The sequence below is a fragment of the Achromobacter marplatensis genome (assembly GCF_002209535.1).
GTDB lineage: Bacteria > Pseudomonadota > Gammaproteobacteria > Burkholderiales > Burkholderiaceae_B > Achromobacter > Achromobacter marplatensis.
In genome coordinates this window covers 266,702-280,064 of the sequence record NZ_NJIG01000008.1, presented here as the reverse complement: position 1 = coordinate 280,064, position 13,363 = coordinate 266,702, and the positions used below count along the sequence as shown (strand labels likewise).

Sequence of the window (13,363 nt, the reverse complement as noted above, 5' to 3'; positions counted from 1 at the left end):
CCATTCTTACCAGCCCCATGGCTGAGTAACGCACCATCAAGGAAAGGCCCCGCATCGCGGGCCTTTCCCATCCCCTCCAGGCATTCGCCTACCTGTTCGGCCCACTGACGGCGTACTGCCGCTGCTCACGCAGGCTGGGCGGACCGCTTAGGCGGCAACGCACGCCCATTGCGCCCACGCCATAAGTACATCACTCAGAACGACATTTCGAATTCGTCGTTTGGCTGCGCCCATCCCTCCCGTACTGTGATGTGTCCGTGCCGACCTTGCCGTTGCCGCAACGCGCAAGGCGCCGCCTTCGCTTCATTTTCGGAGACCTCCATGAATGACCGGCTGCACCGTACCCAGGCGTCCCGTTCCACCGCCGTCAAGGCGAAGCTGGACTACCCGGTGATCGATACCGACGTACACGTCAACGACTACGCGCCCGTTCTGGAGGACTACATCCAGCATTACGGCGGGGCCAAGCTGGTGGACATCCTGCGCAAGACCCAGGGCTCGCGCTTCGCCACGAAATCCGAGGGCAAGGACTGGTACCAGCAGACACCCGACGAAAGGCAATACCACCGCACGCTGCGCGCGCCGTGGTGGGCGCGCGTCACGCGCAACACCCTGGATCTGGCCACCGTCACCTTGCCCGAACTGCTGTACGAGCGGCTGGAAGAGCAAGGCTCGGACTATTCCATCCTGTTTCCGAACGATGTGCTGGCCCCGCTGGGCGCCGGTAATGAATTCCGCCAGCCACTGCACCGCGCGATCAATCACTTCCACGCGGATCAGTACCGCAAGTACAGCGACCGCCTGACGCCCGTGGCCGGCATCCCTATGTACAACCCGCAGGAAGCCATCGAGGAACTGGAATTCGCGGTCAATACGCTGGGCTTGAAGGTCGCGAACATACCGGGCGGCGTGCGCCGGCCGATCAAGGCCATCGCCGACAAATACCCGCCCGCGCAATACCCGGATATCGCGCGCCATGCGTCGTACGTGGATTTCTTCGGCCTGGATAGCGAGTACGACTACGATCCGTTCTGGGCCAAGGCGGTAGAGCTTGGTGTGCCGCTGGCCACGCACTACGGCAGCCAGGGCTGGACGGGGCGGCACTCCATCAGCAACTACATGTTCAACCACATCGGCCACTTCGCCGACGGCTCGCAGGCCTTTGCGAAGGCCCTGTTCTTCGGCGGCGTCACCCGCCGCTTTCCGAGCCTGCGCGTGGCGCTGCTGGAAGGTGGCGCCGACTGGGGCGCGCATGTATACGCACACCTGGTTGACCGCTGGGAAAAGCGCAACCGCAACGCGGTCCAGCATTACAACCCCGCGAATGCGGATATCGACCTGCTAGCGGATCTGTTCGAACGCTACGGCGCAGACCTGCTCCAAGGACGCAGCGTGGACAAGTCCACCTTGCTGGAGGACAGCCTTGGCGTCTCTGCCCTGCCCCACAGCCGCGATCCGCAGGGCGACGAGCTAGACGATTTCGCGGCCGCCGGCATCGAAAGCATCGAGGACATCCGCACGCGTTGGGTCGACAGCTTCTACTTCGGTTCCGAAGCCGATGACAGGACCGTTGGCGCCGCCTTCAACAACCGCGTGAATCCGCTGAACGTGAAGCTCAATGCGATCTGGTCGTCTGATGTGGGCCATTGGGACGTGCCGGACCTGACCGAACCGCTGGCCGAAAGCTGGGACCTGGTCGAGCAAGGCGTGATCACCGAGGCGGATTTCAAGGCGCTGGTCTTCGACAACCCCTACCGCTTCTACACACAGGCGCATCCGCAGTTCTTCAAAGGCACGCGCATCGAGAAGACGCTGCAGGCGCGCGCCGCCTGACAGCCTGACCCACCCCTCACCTTCCGTCCGCCCCTGGCGGGCGGCGGTCTGACCGTTTGCCGGCGCGGACCGGTTTCGCTCATCCCCGTTTTTCCTCTTTCTACGGAACGACCATGCACCTCCTGCCCTCTGCCCGCTTGATCTCACGACTGTTGCTGGGCGTTGCCCTGTGCGCCGCCAGTGCCGTGGCGTCGGCAGCGCCCGATGTGATCCGGATCGGCGTGGCGACCGCCGGCGGCGGCGATCCGATCACGTGGGGCGGCTCGCCCGGCGGCGTCGCCCGCGCCAACAACTGGCTGGAAGAAGCCTTCAAGGGCACCGGCACCCAGGTGCAATGGCTGTTCTTCAAAGGCGCCGGTCCCGCCGTGAACGAGGCCCTGTCGAACAAGCAGATTGATTTCGCCTACCAGGGCGATCTACCCGCGGTGGTGGGCCGGTCCAACGGCTTGAAGACCCGCATCCTGCTTGGCAGCGGCGTGCGCAACAACCTGTACGTGTCCACGCCCAAGGACTCCACGCTCAACGGCCTGGCGGACTTGAAGGGCCGCAAGGTCTCGATCTTCCGCGGCACGAACGGACACCTGGTCGCCATCAATGTGCTGGCCTCCAAGAACCTGACAGAACGCGACATCAAGGGCGTGAACCTGGACGGCGGCAGCGCGCAAGCGGCGCTGGTGTCCAACGGCGTGGATGCGGCGTTCGGCGGCTACGAATACTTCAAGCTGCGGGACCAGGGCCTGGCGCGCATCATCTATTCCACCAAAGGCCAGGATCCGTCTTTCACGCGGCAGGCAGCGTTGTTGGTCCGCGAGGACTTCGAAAAAGAGAATCCCGACGCGGTGCAACGGGTGGTTGACGTGTTCGTGCGCGCCGCGCAGTGGTCTTCGGAAGAGCAGAACCGCGATGCCTTGTTCAATATCTGGGCGCGCAGCGGCACGCCGTATGCCTCCTGGCAGGCGGAATTCGACGGCGACACGCTGGCCGTCCGCAATTCACCGCTGCTCGATGAATTCCTGACGGCGCGCTACCAAGCGGTAGCCGATGACGCGCTCAAGTTGAAGCTGATCCGCCGCCCGGTCAGCGTGGACGGCTGGTTCGAACCGCGCTACCTGAACGCCGCGCTGCAGAAGGCGAACCTGACCGGCCGCTGGACCGCCTTCAACGCGCAAGGAAAGCCGGCCGCAGGCGAGCGCCAGGCCGCCGCTGCGCAGGCGCGATAAGGAAAGCGCCATGGCAGAAAACACCCTGGACGCCCCCGTTTCACCCGCCCACGTTTCGCCCGCACCGGCAAGGCCACGTGCCGGCCGCGCGCCCTACGCGTTGCTGCGCCATGCAGGGGGAAGCCTGCTGCCCTGGCTGCTGCCCGTCTCGTTGCTCGTCCTATGGCAACTGGGCGCGTCCCAGGGCTGGATATCCGAGCAAGTGCTGCCATCGCCCCACTTCGTCTGGCTGACGCTGCAAGACCTGTACACCAGCGGCGACCTTTGGCTGAACGTGCACGCCAGCCTGCAGCGGGTGCTGGTCGGCTTCGCGGTGGGCAGCGCCCTTGGCCTGGCGCTGGGCGCCGCGATGGGGCTGTGGCGTCCGCTTGAGGCCTATCTGCTGCCCACGTTCAACGCGCTGGTGCAGATCCCCGTGCTGGCCTGGCTGCCCTTCGTGCTGCTGCTGGTGGGCATCGGAGAACCGCTGAAATACATCCTGATCGCCAAGGCGGCACTGGTGCCCGTCACGCTCAACACCCTGCAGGGTTTCCGGCAGACGCCGGTGAGCCTGTTGGAAGTGGCGCGCGTCTACGGCTACACGCGCCGCCAGCAGGTGCTGGAAGTCGTGCTGCCGTATGCGTTGCCGACGCTCTTCACCGGCCTGCGCCTGGGCTTCACCAAGGCCTGGCTGTCGCTGGTCGTGGTCGAGCTGGTCGCATCCAGCGAAGGATTGGGTTACCTGATCGTCTATGGCCGGCAATTGTTCCAGCTGGATCTGGTCATGGCCGCAGTCATCGTCGTGGGCGCCATCGGCTACGCCATCGACAAACTGTTGGACCTGGCCGAAAGCCGCGTCAGCGCCAACCAGGCAGGCACCCGCCTGGGCGTATCGAATACCGGAGCCCGCCTATGACCACCACTCAAACCGGCCTTGCCCCGGCGTCGCACCGGCCACCCGCCTGGCGCGCCTGGTTGGGCGCCCGCTGGCGCGGCCTGGTGCTGCCTGCCGTGGCCATCGCGGCGTGGTGGGCGCTTGCACACCTGGGATGGGTGTCGACGCCGTTGCTGGTGTCCCCCGGCAAGGTACTGGACACCGCCGCCAACCAGATCGCCTCGGGCCAATTGTGGCGGGCGCTCAGCGCCAGCCTTGCGCGCGAGCTGACGGGCTTTGCCATCGGCACCACGCTGGGCCTGGCACTCGGTGCGTTGCTGGGGCTGCTGCCGCTGTTCAACCGGATCGTGGGCCCCAGCTTCAACACCTTCAAGCAGATATCGCTGTTTGCCTGGATTCCGCTGATCTCCGTATGGTTCGGCCTGGGCGACGTTGCCAAAGTGACCTTCCTGTCGCTGGCGGCGTTGGTGCCCGTGGTCGTCAACACCTGCGACGGCATCCGCAATACGCCGGCCTCGCTGCTGGAAGTGGCCCGCGTATTCGGCTATTCGCGCTGGCAGACGCTGCTGCATGTGGTGCTGCCGGCGGCCGCGCCCTCGATCTTCACGGGCGTCTACCTGGCGCTGATCTATTCCTGGCTGGCCACGATCGGCGCGGAATACCTGCTGGTGGCCGGCCACGGCATCGGCAACACGTTGATCGAAGGCAGCGAGCATTTCCAGATGGATCTCGTGATCTTCGGCATGTTCGTGATCGGCGTGGTGGGATGGTCCATGAACGCATTGGCCCGCGCGTTGGAGCGCCGGCTGGCGCGGCACCGCTTCGGCGCCGCATGACAACGGAAAAAATGGAATGACGGATACCTTCGGCAAGGAATTGAGCATCCGCGGCGTGGGCAAGCGCTATGCGGGCAGCGGCGACGGCGCACAAGCCCTGCAGGTGCTGCAGGACATCAACCTGGACGTGCCCGCGGGCCGCTTCGTCAGCATCGTGGGCGCCAGCGGCTGCGGCAAATCCACCCTGCTGCGCCTGATCCTGGACCTGGACGAAGACTACTCCGGCCAGATCCTGCTGGACGGCAAGCCCGTGCAAGGCGCCGGGCTGGACCGCGGCATCGTGTTCCAGGACCATCGGCTGTTCCCCTGGCTCAATGTGGAACGCAACATCGCGGCCGGCCTGCGCAATGCGGCACTGACCAAGGCCGAGAAAAAAGAGCTGGTGGCCGAGCATATCGCGCTGGTGGGGCTGCAGGGCTTCGAGAAATCCTTCCCGCACCAGATTTCGGGCGGCATGGCCCAGCGCGTGGCCATCGCGCGCGGCCTGGTGAACCGGCCGCGCGTGCTGCTGCTGGATGAACCGCTGGGCGCCCTGGACGCGCTGACGCGTTCGCGGTTGCAGAACGAACTGCAGCGCATTTGGGAAAAAGAGCAGATCACGATGATCCTTGTCACCCACGACGTGGAAGAAGCCGTGTTCCTGGGCGACCGCGTCGTGGTGATGCAGCCACGCCCCGGGCGCATCCGCCGCATCGTCGACGTCGACCTGCCGCATCCGCGCAACCGCAGCGACTTGCGTTTCATCCGGCTGCGCGACGACGTACTTGGAGACTTCCTGGACCCCGACGGCCGCATTGCCGACAACGAGCGCCTGCCGCCTCCCGGCGCCCTGACGGCCACGGTAGGCACGCTGCCTGCCCTGGATCGCCTGCGCATGGCCTGGTAGCCCCCTTCCCGCATTGACCTGGAAACCCGATGAGCAATCCTTCCCGCCAAATCAAGCTGGGCGCCTTTTTGATGCAGACCGGCCACCACATCGCCGCGTGGCGCCACCCCGACGCCTCGGCCGACGCCGGCCAGAACTTCCGGCACTACGTGGACCTGGCGCGCAAAGCCGAGGCCGCCAAATTCGACGCGGTCTTCTTCGCCGACTCGGTCGGCGTGCGCAACACGCACAGCGCCTCCCTCTCGCGCACGGCCCGCGCCGAGCATTTCGAACCGCTCACGCTCCTGTCCGCGCTGGCGGCCGTCACCGAACGCATCGGGCTTATCGCCACGGTATCCACGACCTACAACGAGCCCTACCATGTGGCCCGCAAGTTCGCGTCGCTGGACCTGATCAGCGGCGGCCGATCCGGCTGGAATCTCGTCACCTCTAGCGGCGAAGGCGAAGCGCAGAACTTCAATCTGGACACGCACGTGGCGCACCCGTTGCGCTACCAGCGCGCCGAAGAGTTCTACGACGTCGTGACGGGCTTGTGGGACACCTGGGAAGACGACGCGTTCATCCGGGACAAGCACACCGGCGAATTCTTCGATGCCGGCAAGCACCACGCCCTTAACCATAAAGACAAGCACTTCTCCGTCCGCGGCCCCTTAAACGTCGGACGCTCGCCCCAAGGCTGGCCGGTCGTGGTGCAGGCCGGCGCGTCCGAGGCCGGCCGCGACCTGGCGGCGCGCACGGCCGAAGTCATCTTCGTGGCGCATCAAACGTTCGACCAGGCGCGCGAGTTCTACGGCGACATCCGGCATCGCGCGGCGCAACACGGCCGAGACCCCGACGGCATCAAGATCATGCCGGGCATCTTCCCCATCGTCGGGCGCACGCAGGAGGAAGCCGAAGATAAATTCCAGACGCTCCAGGATCTGATCCATCCTGTCGTGGGCGTGTCGCTGCTGTCGAACATGATCGGGGGCATTGACCTGTCTTCCTACCCGGTGGACGGGCCGCTGCCGTCGCTGCCCGAGACGAACGGCGGCAAAAGCCGCCAGCAGTTGCTGATAGACCTGGCGCAGCGCGAAAACCTGACCATCCGGGACCTCTACCTGCGCATCGCCGGCGCACGCGGCCACCAGCAGGTCGTCGGCACGCCGCAAAGCATTGCTGACCAGTTGCAGCAATGGTTCGAGGAAGGCGGCGCCGACGGCTTCAACATCATGTCGCCCTGGCTGCCCGGTGGCCTGGATGATTTCATCGAACACGTGTTGCCGGAACTGCGCCGCCGCGGCCTGTTCCGCACCGAATACCAGGGCACCACACTGCGCGAACACCTGGGCCTGCAACGGCCGCCCAACCGGCACACCCTGGCACGCGAGCAACCGCGGGCGGCGTAGAGGGGCGGCAGGCCCCCGCAGACGGCGCCCCCGATGCAGGCTCCGCACCCGGCTTGACAAGGCCGGCCGCCAGCCAGACCATGCGCAGATCCCCCTGATCCCCTTTGCGCATGGCTGATTCTCTCTCCGACAACGCCGCCCTGGCCCGGGCGTCGCAAGACCTGTACGCGGCCGTCCGCCGCGACGCCCCGCTGGTGCAGTGCCTGACCAATTTCGTCTCCATGAACTTCGCGGCCAACGTGCTGCTGGCGATGGGCGCATCGCCCGCCATGGTGCACGCCACGGACGAAGCGCCGGAGTTCGCGCAGATCGCCGGCGCGGTGGTCATCAATATCGGCACGCTGTCGGCGCCCTGGCTGGAAAGCATGCTGCTGACCGCGGACGCCGCCCGCCAGGCAGGCATCCCCTGGGTGCTGGATCCGGTGGCCCACCACGCCACCGCCTTCCGCCGCGACGCCGTACGGCGCCTCCTGGCCTTGCGCCCTGCCATCATCCGCGGCAACGCCTCGGAGATCATCGCGTTGGCCGGCGGCCAAAGCACGGGCAAAGGCGTGGACGCACGCGACGCCGTGGCCCAGGCCGAGCAATCCGCACGGGCCATCGCCGCGGCCCACCAAACGGTCGTGGCCGTTACCGGCGAAACCGACTACGTCACCGACGGCCAACGCGCCGTGCGCATCACGGGCGGGTCCGCGCTGATGCCACGCGTCACCGCCACGGGCTGCGCCCTGACCGCGCTGGTTGGCGCCTTCGCGGCCGTCTCCAAAGGCGACCCCTATACCGCCGCCGTCGCTGCACTGTCGTGCTTCGGCATCGCCGGCCAACGCGCCGGGGCCTTGGCCGACGGCCCGGGTTCCTTCGCCTGGCGTTTCCTGGACGGGCTGGCGGCGTTGGAAACCGACAGCCTCACCCGGGAATCGCCCTTGCGCTGACGGACCTCCGTGAACGTAGAGCGTGGGCGCCAACGCGTCGCCGCGTTGCACTGCGCAACGGCCTCGCGCCGGCATGTCACTTCCAGGTCACACACTGTCCCCAAAATTGATCTCCTTCAAACCCGAAGGAAAGACGGTGAAGCCATACGTACGAAAACTCTTTGCGGTGTCCGCCAGCCTGACGCTTGCAGCCGGTTTGGCCGGCTGCGGCGGCGATGACGACGGCGATGACGACGGCACGGTCACGCCACCGCCTGAAGCGAGCGTGCCGCAAGGCGCTGCGCTGGATCTGGCCATTCTTGCCACCACCGACCTGCACGCCAATGTGCTGGGCTACGACTACTACAAGCTGACCGAAGACAAGAGCTACGGCGTGGACCGGACCGCCACGCTCATCGCCAACGCCCGCAAGCAATACGCCAACACGCTGCTGTTCGACAACGGCGACACCATCCAGGGCACCGCCCTGTCCGACTACCAGGCGCTGGTGTCGCCGGTGCAGTGCTCGGACATGATCGCCATCTACAAGCAGATGAAACTGCTGGCGTATGACGCGGGCACAATGGGCAACCACGAATTCAACTACGGCCTGCCCTTCCTGTCGCAGATCACGAACGTGGATTTCGGCTTGGCCGGCATCGGCAAGGGCACGGCGCAGACCAATCCCGCCGGCGCCAAGGACTGCGCGGCGCCGGGCTTTCCCTTCGTCTCGGCCAACGTCGTATCGGCCGCCAGCAAGCAGCCGATCTTTAAGCCCTGGGTGTTGGTGGAAAAGACCTTCAAGGCCACGGACGCCAACGGCAAGACGATCGACGTGCCGTTGAAGGTGGGCGTCATCGGCTTTGCGCCGCCGCCCATCCTGCAATGGGACAAGGCCAATCTGGAAGGCCACGTGGAAGTCACCGGCTGGAAGGAAACGGCGCAACGCTTCGTGCCCGAGATGAAGGCCGCAGGCGCGGACCTGATCGTGGCGCTGGCGCACGGCGGCATCGACATGAAGACGGCCTACAGCCCGTCAATGGAGAATGGCGCGGGCTATCTGAGCCAGGTGCCGGGCATCGACGCGCTGATCACCGGCCACCAGCACTTGCTGTTCCCAGACACCAGCGCCACGTCCCAGTTCCGCGGCCAACCCGGCATCGATCTGGAGAAAGGCCTGATCAATGGCGTGCCGGCGGTGCAGGCCGGCCAATGGGGCAACAACCTGGGCCAGATCACGCTGAAGCTCGCCTATGACAAGGGCTGGAAAGTACAGAAAGATGCGACCAGCGTGCAGCGCATCTCGACGCGCCTGACCGCGCAAAACGGCGCCACGCCGGCAACGTACGTGGCCTCGGACGCCGCCGTGCAGCAACTGGTGCAAGCCGAGCACACCGCCACCATCGCCTACGTGAAAACGCCGATCGGGCAGAGCCAGTTCGACATGGCAACCTACTACGCGCTGACGGGCGACGTGTCGGCCCTGCAGATCGTGAACATGGCGCAGATCGACTACCTGACGGACTACATCGCCAAGAACAGCCCGTCGTATGGCAACCTGCCCATCCTGTCGGCTGCCGCGCCGTTCAAGGGGGGCCGCAACGGTCCCGGCGACTTCACGTTCGTCAAGCAGGGCAACGTGGCGATCAACAACGCCGCTGACCTTTATCTATATCCCAACACGCTGCAAGTCGTGCGGGTGACGGGCGACACCGTGCGCCAGTGGCTGGAAAAGACGGCCGAACAGTTCAAGCAGATCGATCCGGCCCAGGTCGCCCCGCAAGACCTGGTCGACACCAGCTTTCCCACGTTCAACTTCGACGTGCTGTATGCGGCGGGCAATGCGCTGAAGTACGAGATCGACGTCAGCCAGCCCAAGGGCTCGCGCATTTCGGGCCTGACTTACCAGGGCGCGCCGTTGGACCTGGCTGCGCAGTTCCTGGTGGTGACCAACAACTACCGTGCCAGCGGCGGCGGCGACTTCCCGGGCCTGGCCGGCGGCAAGGGCGACATCGTGCTGCAAGCCCCCGACGCCAGCCGCGACGTGCTGATCAGCTACATCAAGAAAAACCCCACGCTGGATCTCGCCACCTACGGCCTGGACCGCAGCTGGCGCTTCAAGCAGTTGGGCGCGCTGGCCGGCCCGGTCGTGTTCTGGTCCGTACCCGGCACCCTGCCGATGGCCACCGCCCATGGCGTGACCAACGTCTCTGTGTACGACGCCACGCCGGACGCGACGACGCAACTGTCGCGTTACGCGGTCGATCTCAGTCAGTAAGCGTCGGCTGGCAAACGGGCGCCCGGGTATCCGGGCGCCCTGCCACGGGGACTGGCCCCTTTTTAAGCGGCAGACATTTAAATGACAGCTTGGGGTGCTTACAATGACGCTGTTGCGCCGCAACATTTCAGCGACTCCCCCCTAGTAATCACATGTCCCACCCCTCTTCTACGCAACACCGGCCCGCACTGGTGCTGCTTGCCCTTGCTGTCGGCAGCTTCGCCATCGGAACCACCGAGTTCGCCACGATGAGTTTGCTGCCCTACTTCTCTCAGTCGCTCGGCATCGACGCACCCACCGCCGGCCATGTCATCAGCGCCTATGCGCTGGGCGTGGTGGTGGGCGCGCCGATCCTTGCCGTGCTGGGCGCCAGAATGCCCCGCCGCCGGCTGCTTATCGCGCTGATGGGCCTGTTCGCCATCGGCAACGGCCTGAGCGCGATCGCGCCTGACTACCACTGGATGCTGGTCTTCCGCTTCCTGAGCGGCCTGCCCCACGGCGCGTACTTCGGCATTGCGTCGCTGGTGGCCAGTTCGCTCGTGCCCGCCAACCGGCGCACCATGGCCGTGGGCCGCGTGTTTCTCGGGCTGACCGTCGCCACCATCGTGGGCGTGCCGCTGGCCAACTGGCTGGGCCAGGTGATCGGCTGGCGCTGGAGCTTCGCCCTGGTGTCGCTGCTGGCGGTGCTGACGATGGTCAGCGTGGCCATCTTTGCGCCCGACACGCCCGCCGACCACAAGGCCAGCCCGCTGCGCGAACTGAGCGCGCTGGGCCGCGGCCAGGTCTGGATCACGCTGGCGATCGGCGCCGTCGGTTTCGGCGGCTTGTTCTCGGTCTACACGTATCTGGCCGACACGCTTGGCGCCGTCACGCAGGTGTCGCCGTCGGTCGTGCCGTTTGTGCTCAGCGCGTTCGGCGTGGGGCTGACGGTCGGCAATATGGTGGTGCCGATCTTTGCCGACCGCGCGGTGATGCGCACCGCCGGCCTGCTGCTGCTGTGGTCGGCCGTGGTCCTGGCGCTGTTCCCGCTGATGGCGCACAACGTCTGGCTGATCACGCTGAACGTCTTCCTGGTGGGTGTGGGCGGCGCGTTGGGCACGGTGCTGCAGACCCGCTTGATGGATGTCGCAGGCGATGCGCAAGGCCTGGCCGCGGCGCTGAACCACTCGGCCTTCAACACCGCCAACGCGCTGGGCCCCCTGCTGGGTGGGCTGGCGATTGCCGCGGGCTATGGCTGGACGTCAACCGGCTGGGTCGGCAGCCTGCTGGCGCTAGGCGCCATGCCCTTGTGGTTGTGGGCCGTCTTGCTGGAACGCCGGCATCGTGCGGCGCGCCAGGGCAACCTCGTCGCCAGCACGGAATCGGCGCGCTGACGGCTTCCGGTGGGGCCGGCCGATTCAGGCCGGCGGTGGCCCTACCGGTAATACACGCAAATCCGCTTGCCGCCGATTTCGTGCACATCGATCGGCAGTTCATACAGCGGGCTCAATACCTCGGCGCGAATCAATTCCGCCGGGGTGCCCTGATGCGCGATGCGCCCCTGACACATCGCCACGATGCGGTCCGCATAGCTGGACGCGAAGTTAATGTCGTGCAGCACCAGCACCACCGTCTTGCCCAGCTCATCGGCCGCGCGGCGCAGGGTGCCCATCATGGCCACCGCATGTTTCATGTCCAGGCTGTTCAAGGGTTCGTCCAGCAACACGTAGCGCGTGTCCTGGCATAGCACCATCGCCACGAATGCGCGCTGGCGTTGCCCCCCGGACATCTCATCCAGATAGCGGCCGGCCAGAGGCTCCAGGTCCAGATAGGCGATGGCGCGGTCGATGTGCACCTTGTCGTCCAGCGTCAACCGCCCCCCGGTGTGCGGGTAGCGGCCAAACGCGACCAGGTCGTTCACCGTCAGGCGCAACGGCAGGTGATTGTCCTGGCGCAGGATGGACAGCCGGCGGGCCAGTTCGCGGCTATCGGCACGGGTCACATCCAGCCCATCCACCTTTACCTGCCCGGCCGACATCGGCAGCAAGCGGCTGATCATCGACAGCAAGGTCGATTTGCCCGCGCCATTGGGTCCGATGATGGCGGTAACGCCGTTGGCCGGCAGTTCCAGGTTGACGTCGTCGACAACCACGCTGTCGCCGTACTGCTTGCTCAGTTGCTGGATTTCGATCATCGGCGCCCCCTGCGCAGGATCAGGAAGAGGAACATCACGCCGCCCACGAACTCGATCACCACGCTGACCGTGGTGTTCAGGCCCAGCACACGCTCAAGCAGCGTCTGGCCGCCCACCAGGAAGATGACACTCAGGAAGGTAGCGGCGGGAATCGTGTACCGATGCTTGTCCGACCCCATCGCTTGATAGGCCAGGTTGCTGACCAGCAGGCCGAAGAAGGTCACGGGCCCCACCAGCGCCGTCGACACGGACACCAGCACCGCAATCGCTGCCAGGGTCAGCATCAGGCTGCGGCGGTAGTCTACCCCCAGGTTCACGGCGATATCGCGGCCCAGCGCCAGCACGTCGTAGCGATGGCGCATGCGCCAGATCACCAACGTGGCCATGCAGACGGCTGCAAGCGCGATCGGCAAGAGCGACACGCGCACCGAATTGAAACTGGCGAACATGCGGTCCTGCAAAACCAGGAACTCGTTCGGGTCGATCAGTCGCACCACGAAATTGGACAGGCTGCGAAACAGCAGCCCGAAGACGATGCCCACCAGCATCATCAGATGCAGGCTGCGCACCGCGTCCGAAAACAGCCAGCGGAACAACAGGCAGGCAAACGCGGTCATGGCGCCGACTTCCAGCAGGAAGGCCGCCACCGGATGGTTCGCGGCGGTGGCCGCCTGCCCGAATCCGAACACCACGACGGCCTGGATCAGCAGGTACAGCGCATCGAAACCCATGATCGCGGGCGTCAGGATGCGGTTGTGCGTGATGGTCTGGAAGAGCACCGACGACACCGCCACGGCATATGCCACCAGCAGCATCGCCGCCAGCTTGCCGCCGCGAAACGGAATCACGAACGACCACTGGCCGTTGGCGCCCAAGGTCATGAATGCCACGACGCACACTAAGGCGGCCACGCCCAGCCACATCAGGCGCAGCGGCTGCGGCGCGCGCCGGACCGGCTGGCGGG

At 65.9% G+C, this 13,363-nt stretch carries 11 protein-coding genes; 9 read left to right on the top strand and 2 right to left on the bottom strand.

Translation table 11 applies throughout. The features are described 5' to 3' along the window. Positions 1 to 321 precede the first annotated feature (321 nt). From CEY09_RS20795 to CEY09_RS20755, 9 genes are all read left to right on the top strand, one after another. Positions 322 to 1,833 (top strand): amidohydrolase family protein, encoded by a 1,512-nt coding sequence (locus tag CEY09_RS20795; RefSeq protein WP_088590106.1) that lies wholly within the window; start codon positions 322 to 324, stop codon positions 1,831 to 1,833. Positions 1,834 to 1,946: 113 nt separating this feature from the next. Continuing rightward, positions 1,947 to 3,053: an ABC transporter substrate-binding protein gene (locus CEY09_RS20790; protein WP_088590105.1), complete on the top strand. Its 1,107-nt coding sequence runs from the start codon at positions 1,947 to 1,949 to the stop codon at positions 3,051 to 3,053. A gap of 10 nt (positions 3,054 to 3,063) precedes the next feature. After that, on the top strand, positions 3,064 to 3,948 hold the full coding sequence (locus tag CEY09_RS20785; RefSeq protein WP_088590104.1) for an ABC transporter permease: 885 nt from the start codon (positions 3,064 to 3,066) through the stop codon (positions 3,946 to 3,948). Continuing rightward, positions 3,945 to 4,763 carry an ABC transporter permease gene (locus CEY09_RS20780; RefSeq protein ID WP_175216757.1) on the top strand — a complete coding sequence of 273 codons (819 nt, stop codon included), beginning with the start codon at positions 3,945 to 3,947 and terminating at the stop codon, positions 4,761 to 4,763. The genes CEY09_RS20785 and CEY09_RS20780 overlap by 4 nt, the downstream gene beginning before the upstream one ends. Before the next feature lie 16 nt (positions 4,764 to 4,779). Next, positions 4,780 to 5,649: an ABC transporter ATP-binding protein gene (locus tag CEY09_RS20775; RefSeq protein WP_088590103.1), complete on the top strand. Its 870-nt coding sequence runs from the start codon at positions 4,780 to 4,782 to the stop codon at positions 5,647 to 5,649. Between the two features lie 29 nt (positions 5,650 to 5,678). Then, positions 5,679 to 7,037 carry an LLM class flavin-dependent oxidoreductase gene (locus tag CEY09_RS20770; RefSeq protein ID WP_088590102.1) on the top strand — a complete coding sequence of 453 codons (1,359 nt, stop codon included), beginning with the start codon at positions 5,679 to 5,681 and terminating at the stop codon, positions 7,035 to 7,037. A gap of 110 nt (positions 7,038 to 7,147) precedes the next feature. After that, positions 7,148 to 7,969, top strand: coding sequence for a hydroxyethylthiazole kinase (gene thiM, locus CEY09_RS20765; protein ID WP_088590101.1), 822 nt, complete (start codon positions 7,148 to 7,150; stop codon positions 7,967 to 7,969). Between the two features lie 136 nt (positions 7,970 to 8,105). Further along, positions 8,106 to 10,226 (top strand): 5'-nucleotidase C-terminal domain-containing protein, encoded by a 2,121-nt coding sequence (locus tag CEY09_RS20760; RefSeq protein ID WP_167390123.1) that lies wholly within the window; start codon positions 8,106 to 8,108, stop codon positions 10,224 to 10,226. A gap of 152 nt (positions 10,227 to 10,378) precedes the next feature. Next, the gene (locus CEY09_RS20755) at positions 10,379 to 11,599 is read left to right on the top strand and encodes an MFS transporter (protein WP_088590099.1); all 1,221 of its coding nucleotides are present in this window, start codon (positions 10,379 to 10,381) and stop codon (positions 11,597 to 11,599) included. Between the two features lie 41 nt (positions 11,600 to 11,640). Here the strand turns inward: CEY09_RS20755 and CEY09_RS20750 are convergent, their stop codons facing one another. Then, on the bottom strand, positions 11,641 to 12,399 hold the full coding sequence (locus CEY09_RS20750; RefSeq protein ID WP_088590098.1) for an iron ABC transporter ATP-binding protein: 759 nt from the start codon (positions 12,397 to 12,399) through the stop codon (positions 11,641 to 11,643). Further along, positions 12,396 to 13,322, bottom strand: a complete 927-nt coding sequence (locus CEY09_RS20745) for an iron chelate uptake ABC transporter family permease subunit (protein WP_088590132.1) — start codon at positions 13,320 to 13,322, stop codon at positions 12,396 to 12,398. The genes CEY09_RS20750 and CEY09_RS20745 overlap by 4 nt, the downstream gene beginning before the upstream one ends. Positions 13,323 to 13,363 lie beyond the last annotated feature (41 nt).

Excerpts from the sequence above, each read along its gene's own strand:
- thiM (WP_088590101.1), top strand. The coding sequence starts at position 7,148 with ATGGCTGATTCTCTCTCCGACAACGCCGCCCTGGCCCGGGCGTCGCAA.
- CEY09_RS20750 (WP_088590098.1), bottom strand. The coding sequence starts at position 12,399 with ATGATCGAAATCCAGCAACTGAGCAAGCAGTACGGCGACAGCGTGGTT.
- CEY09_RS20775 (WP_088590103.1), top strand. The coding sequence starts at position 4,780 with ATGACGGATACCTTCGGCAAGGAATTGAGCATCCGCGGCGTGGGCAAG.
- CEY09_RS20785 (WP_088590104.1), top strand. The coding sequence starts at position 3,064 with ATGGCAGAAAACACCCTGGACGCCCCCGTTTCACCCGCCCACGTTTCG.
- CEY09_RS20780 (WP_175216757.1), top strand. The coding sequence starts at position 3,945 with ATGACCACCACTCAAACCGGCCTTGCCCCGGCGTCGCACCGGCCACCC.
- CEY09_RS20790 (WP_088590105.1), top strand. The coding sequence starts at position 1,947 with ATGCACCTCCTGCCCTCTGCCCGCTTGATCTCACGACTGTTGCTGGGC.
- CEY09_RS20745 (WP_088590132.1), bottom strand. The coding sequence starts at position 13,322 with ATGTGGCTGGGCGTGGCCGCCTTAGTGTGCGTCGTGGCATTCATGACC.
- CEY09_RS20795 (WP_088590106.1), top strand. The coding sequence starts at position 322 with ATGAATGACCGGCTGCACCGTACCCAGGCGTCCCGTTCCACCGCCGTC.
- CEY09_RS20755 (WP_088590099.1), top strand. The coding sequence starts at position 10,379 with ATGTCCCACCCCTCTTCTACGCAACACCGGCCCGCACTGGTGCTGCTT.
- CEY09_RS20770 (WP_088590102.1), top strand. The coding sequence starts at position 5,679 with ATGAGCAATCCTTCCCGCCAAATCAAGCTGGGCGCCTTTTTGATGCAG.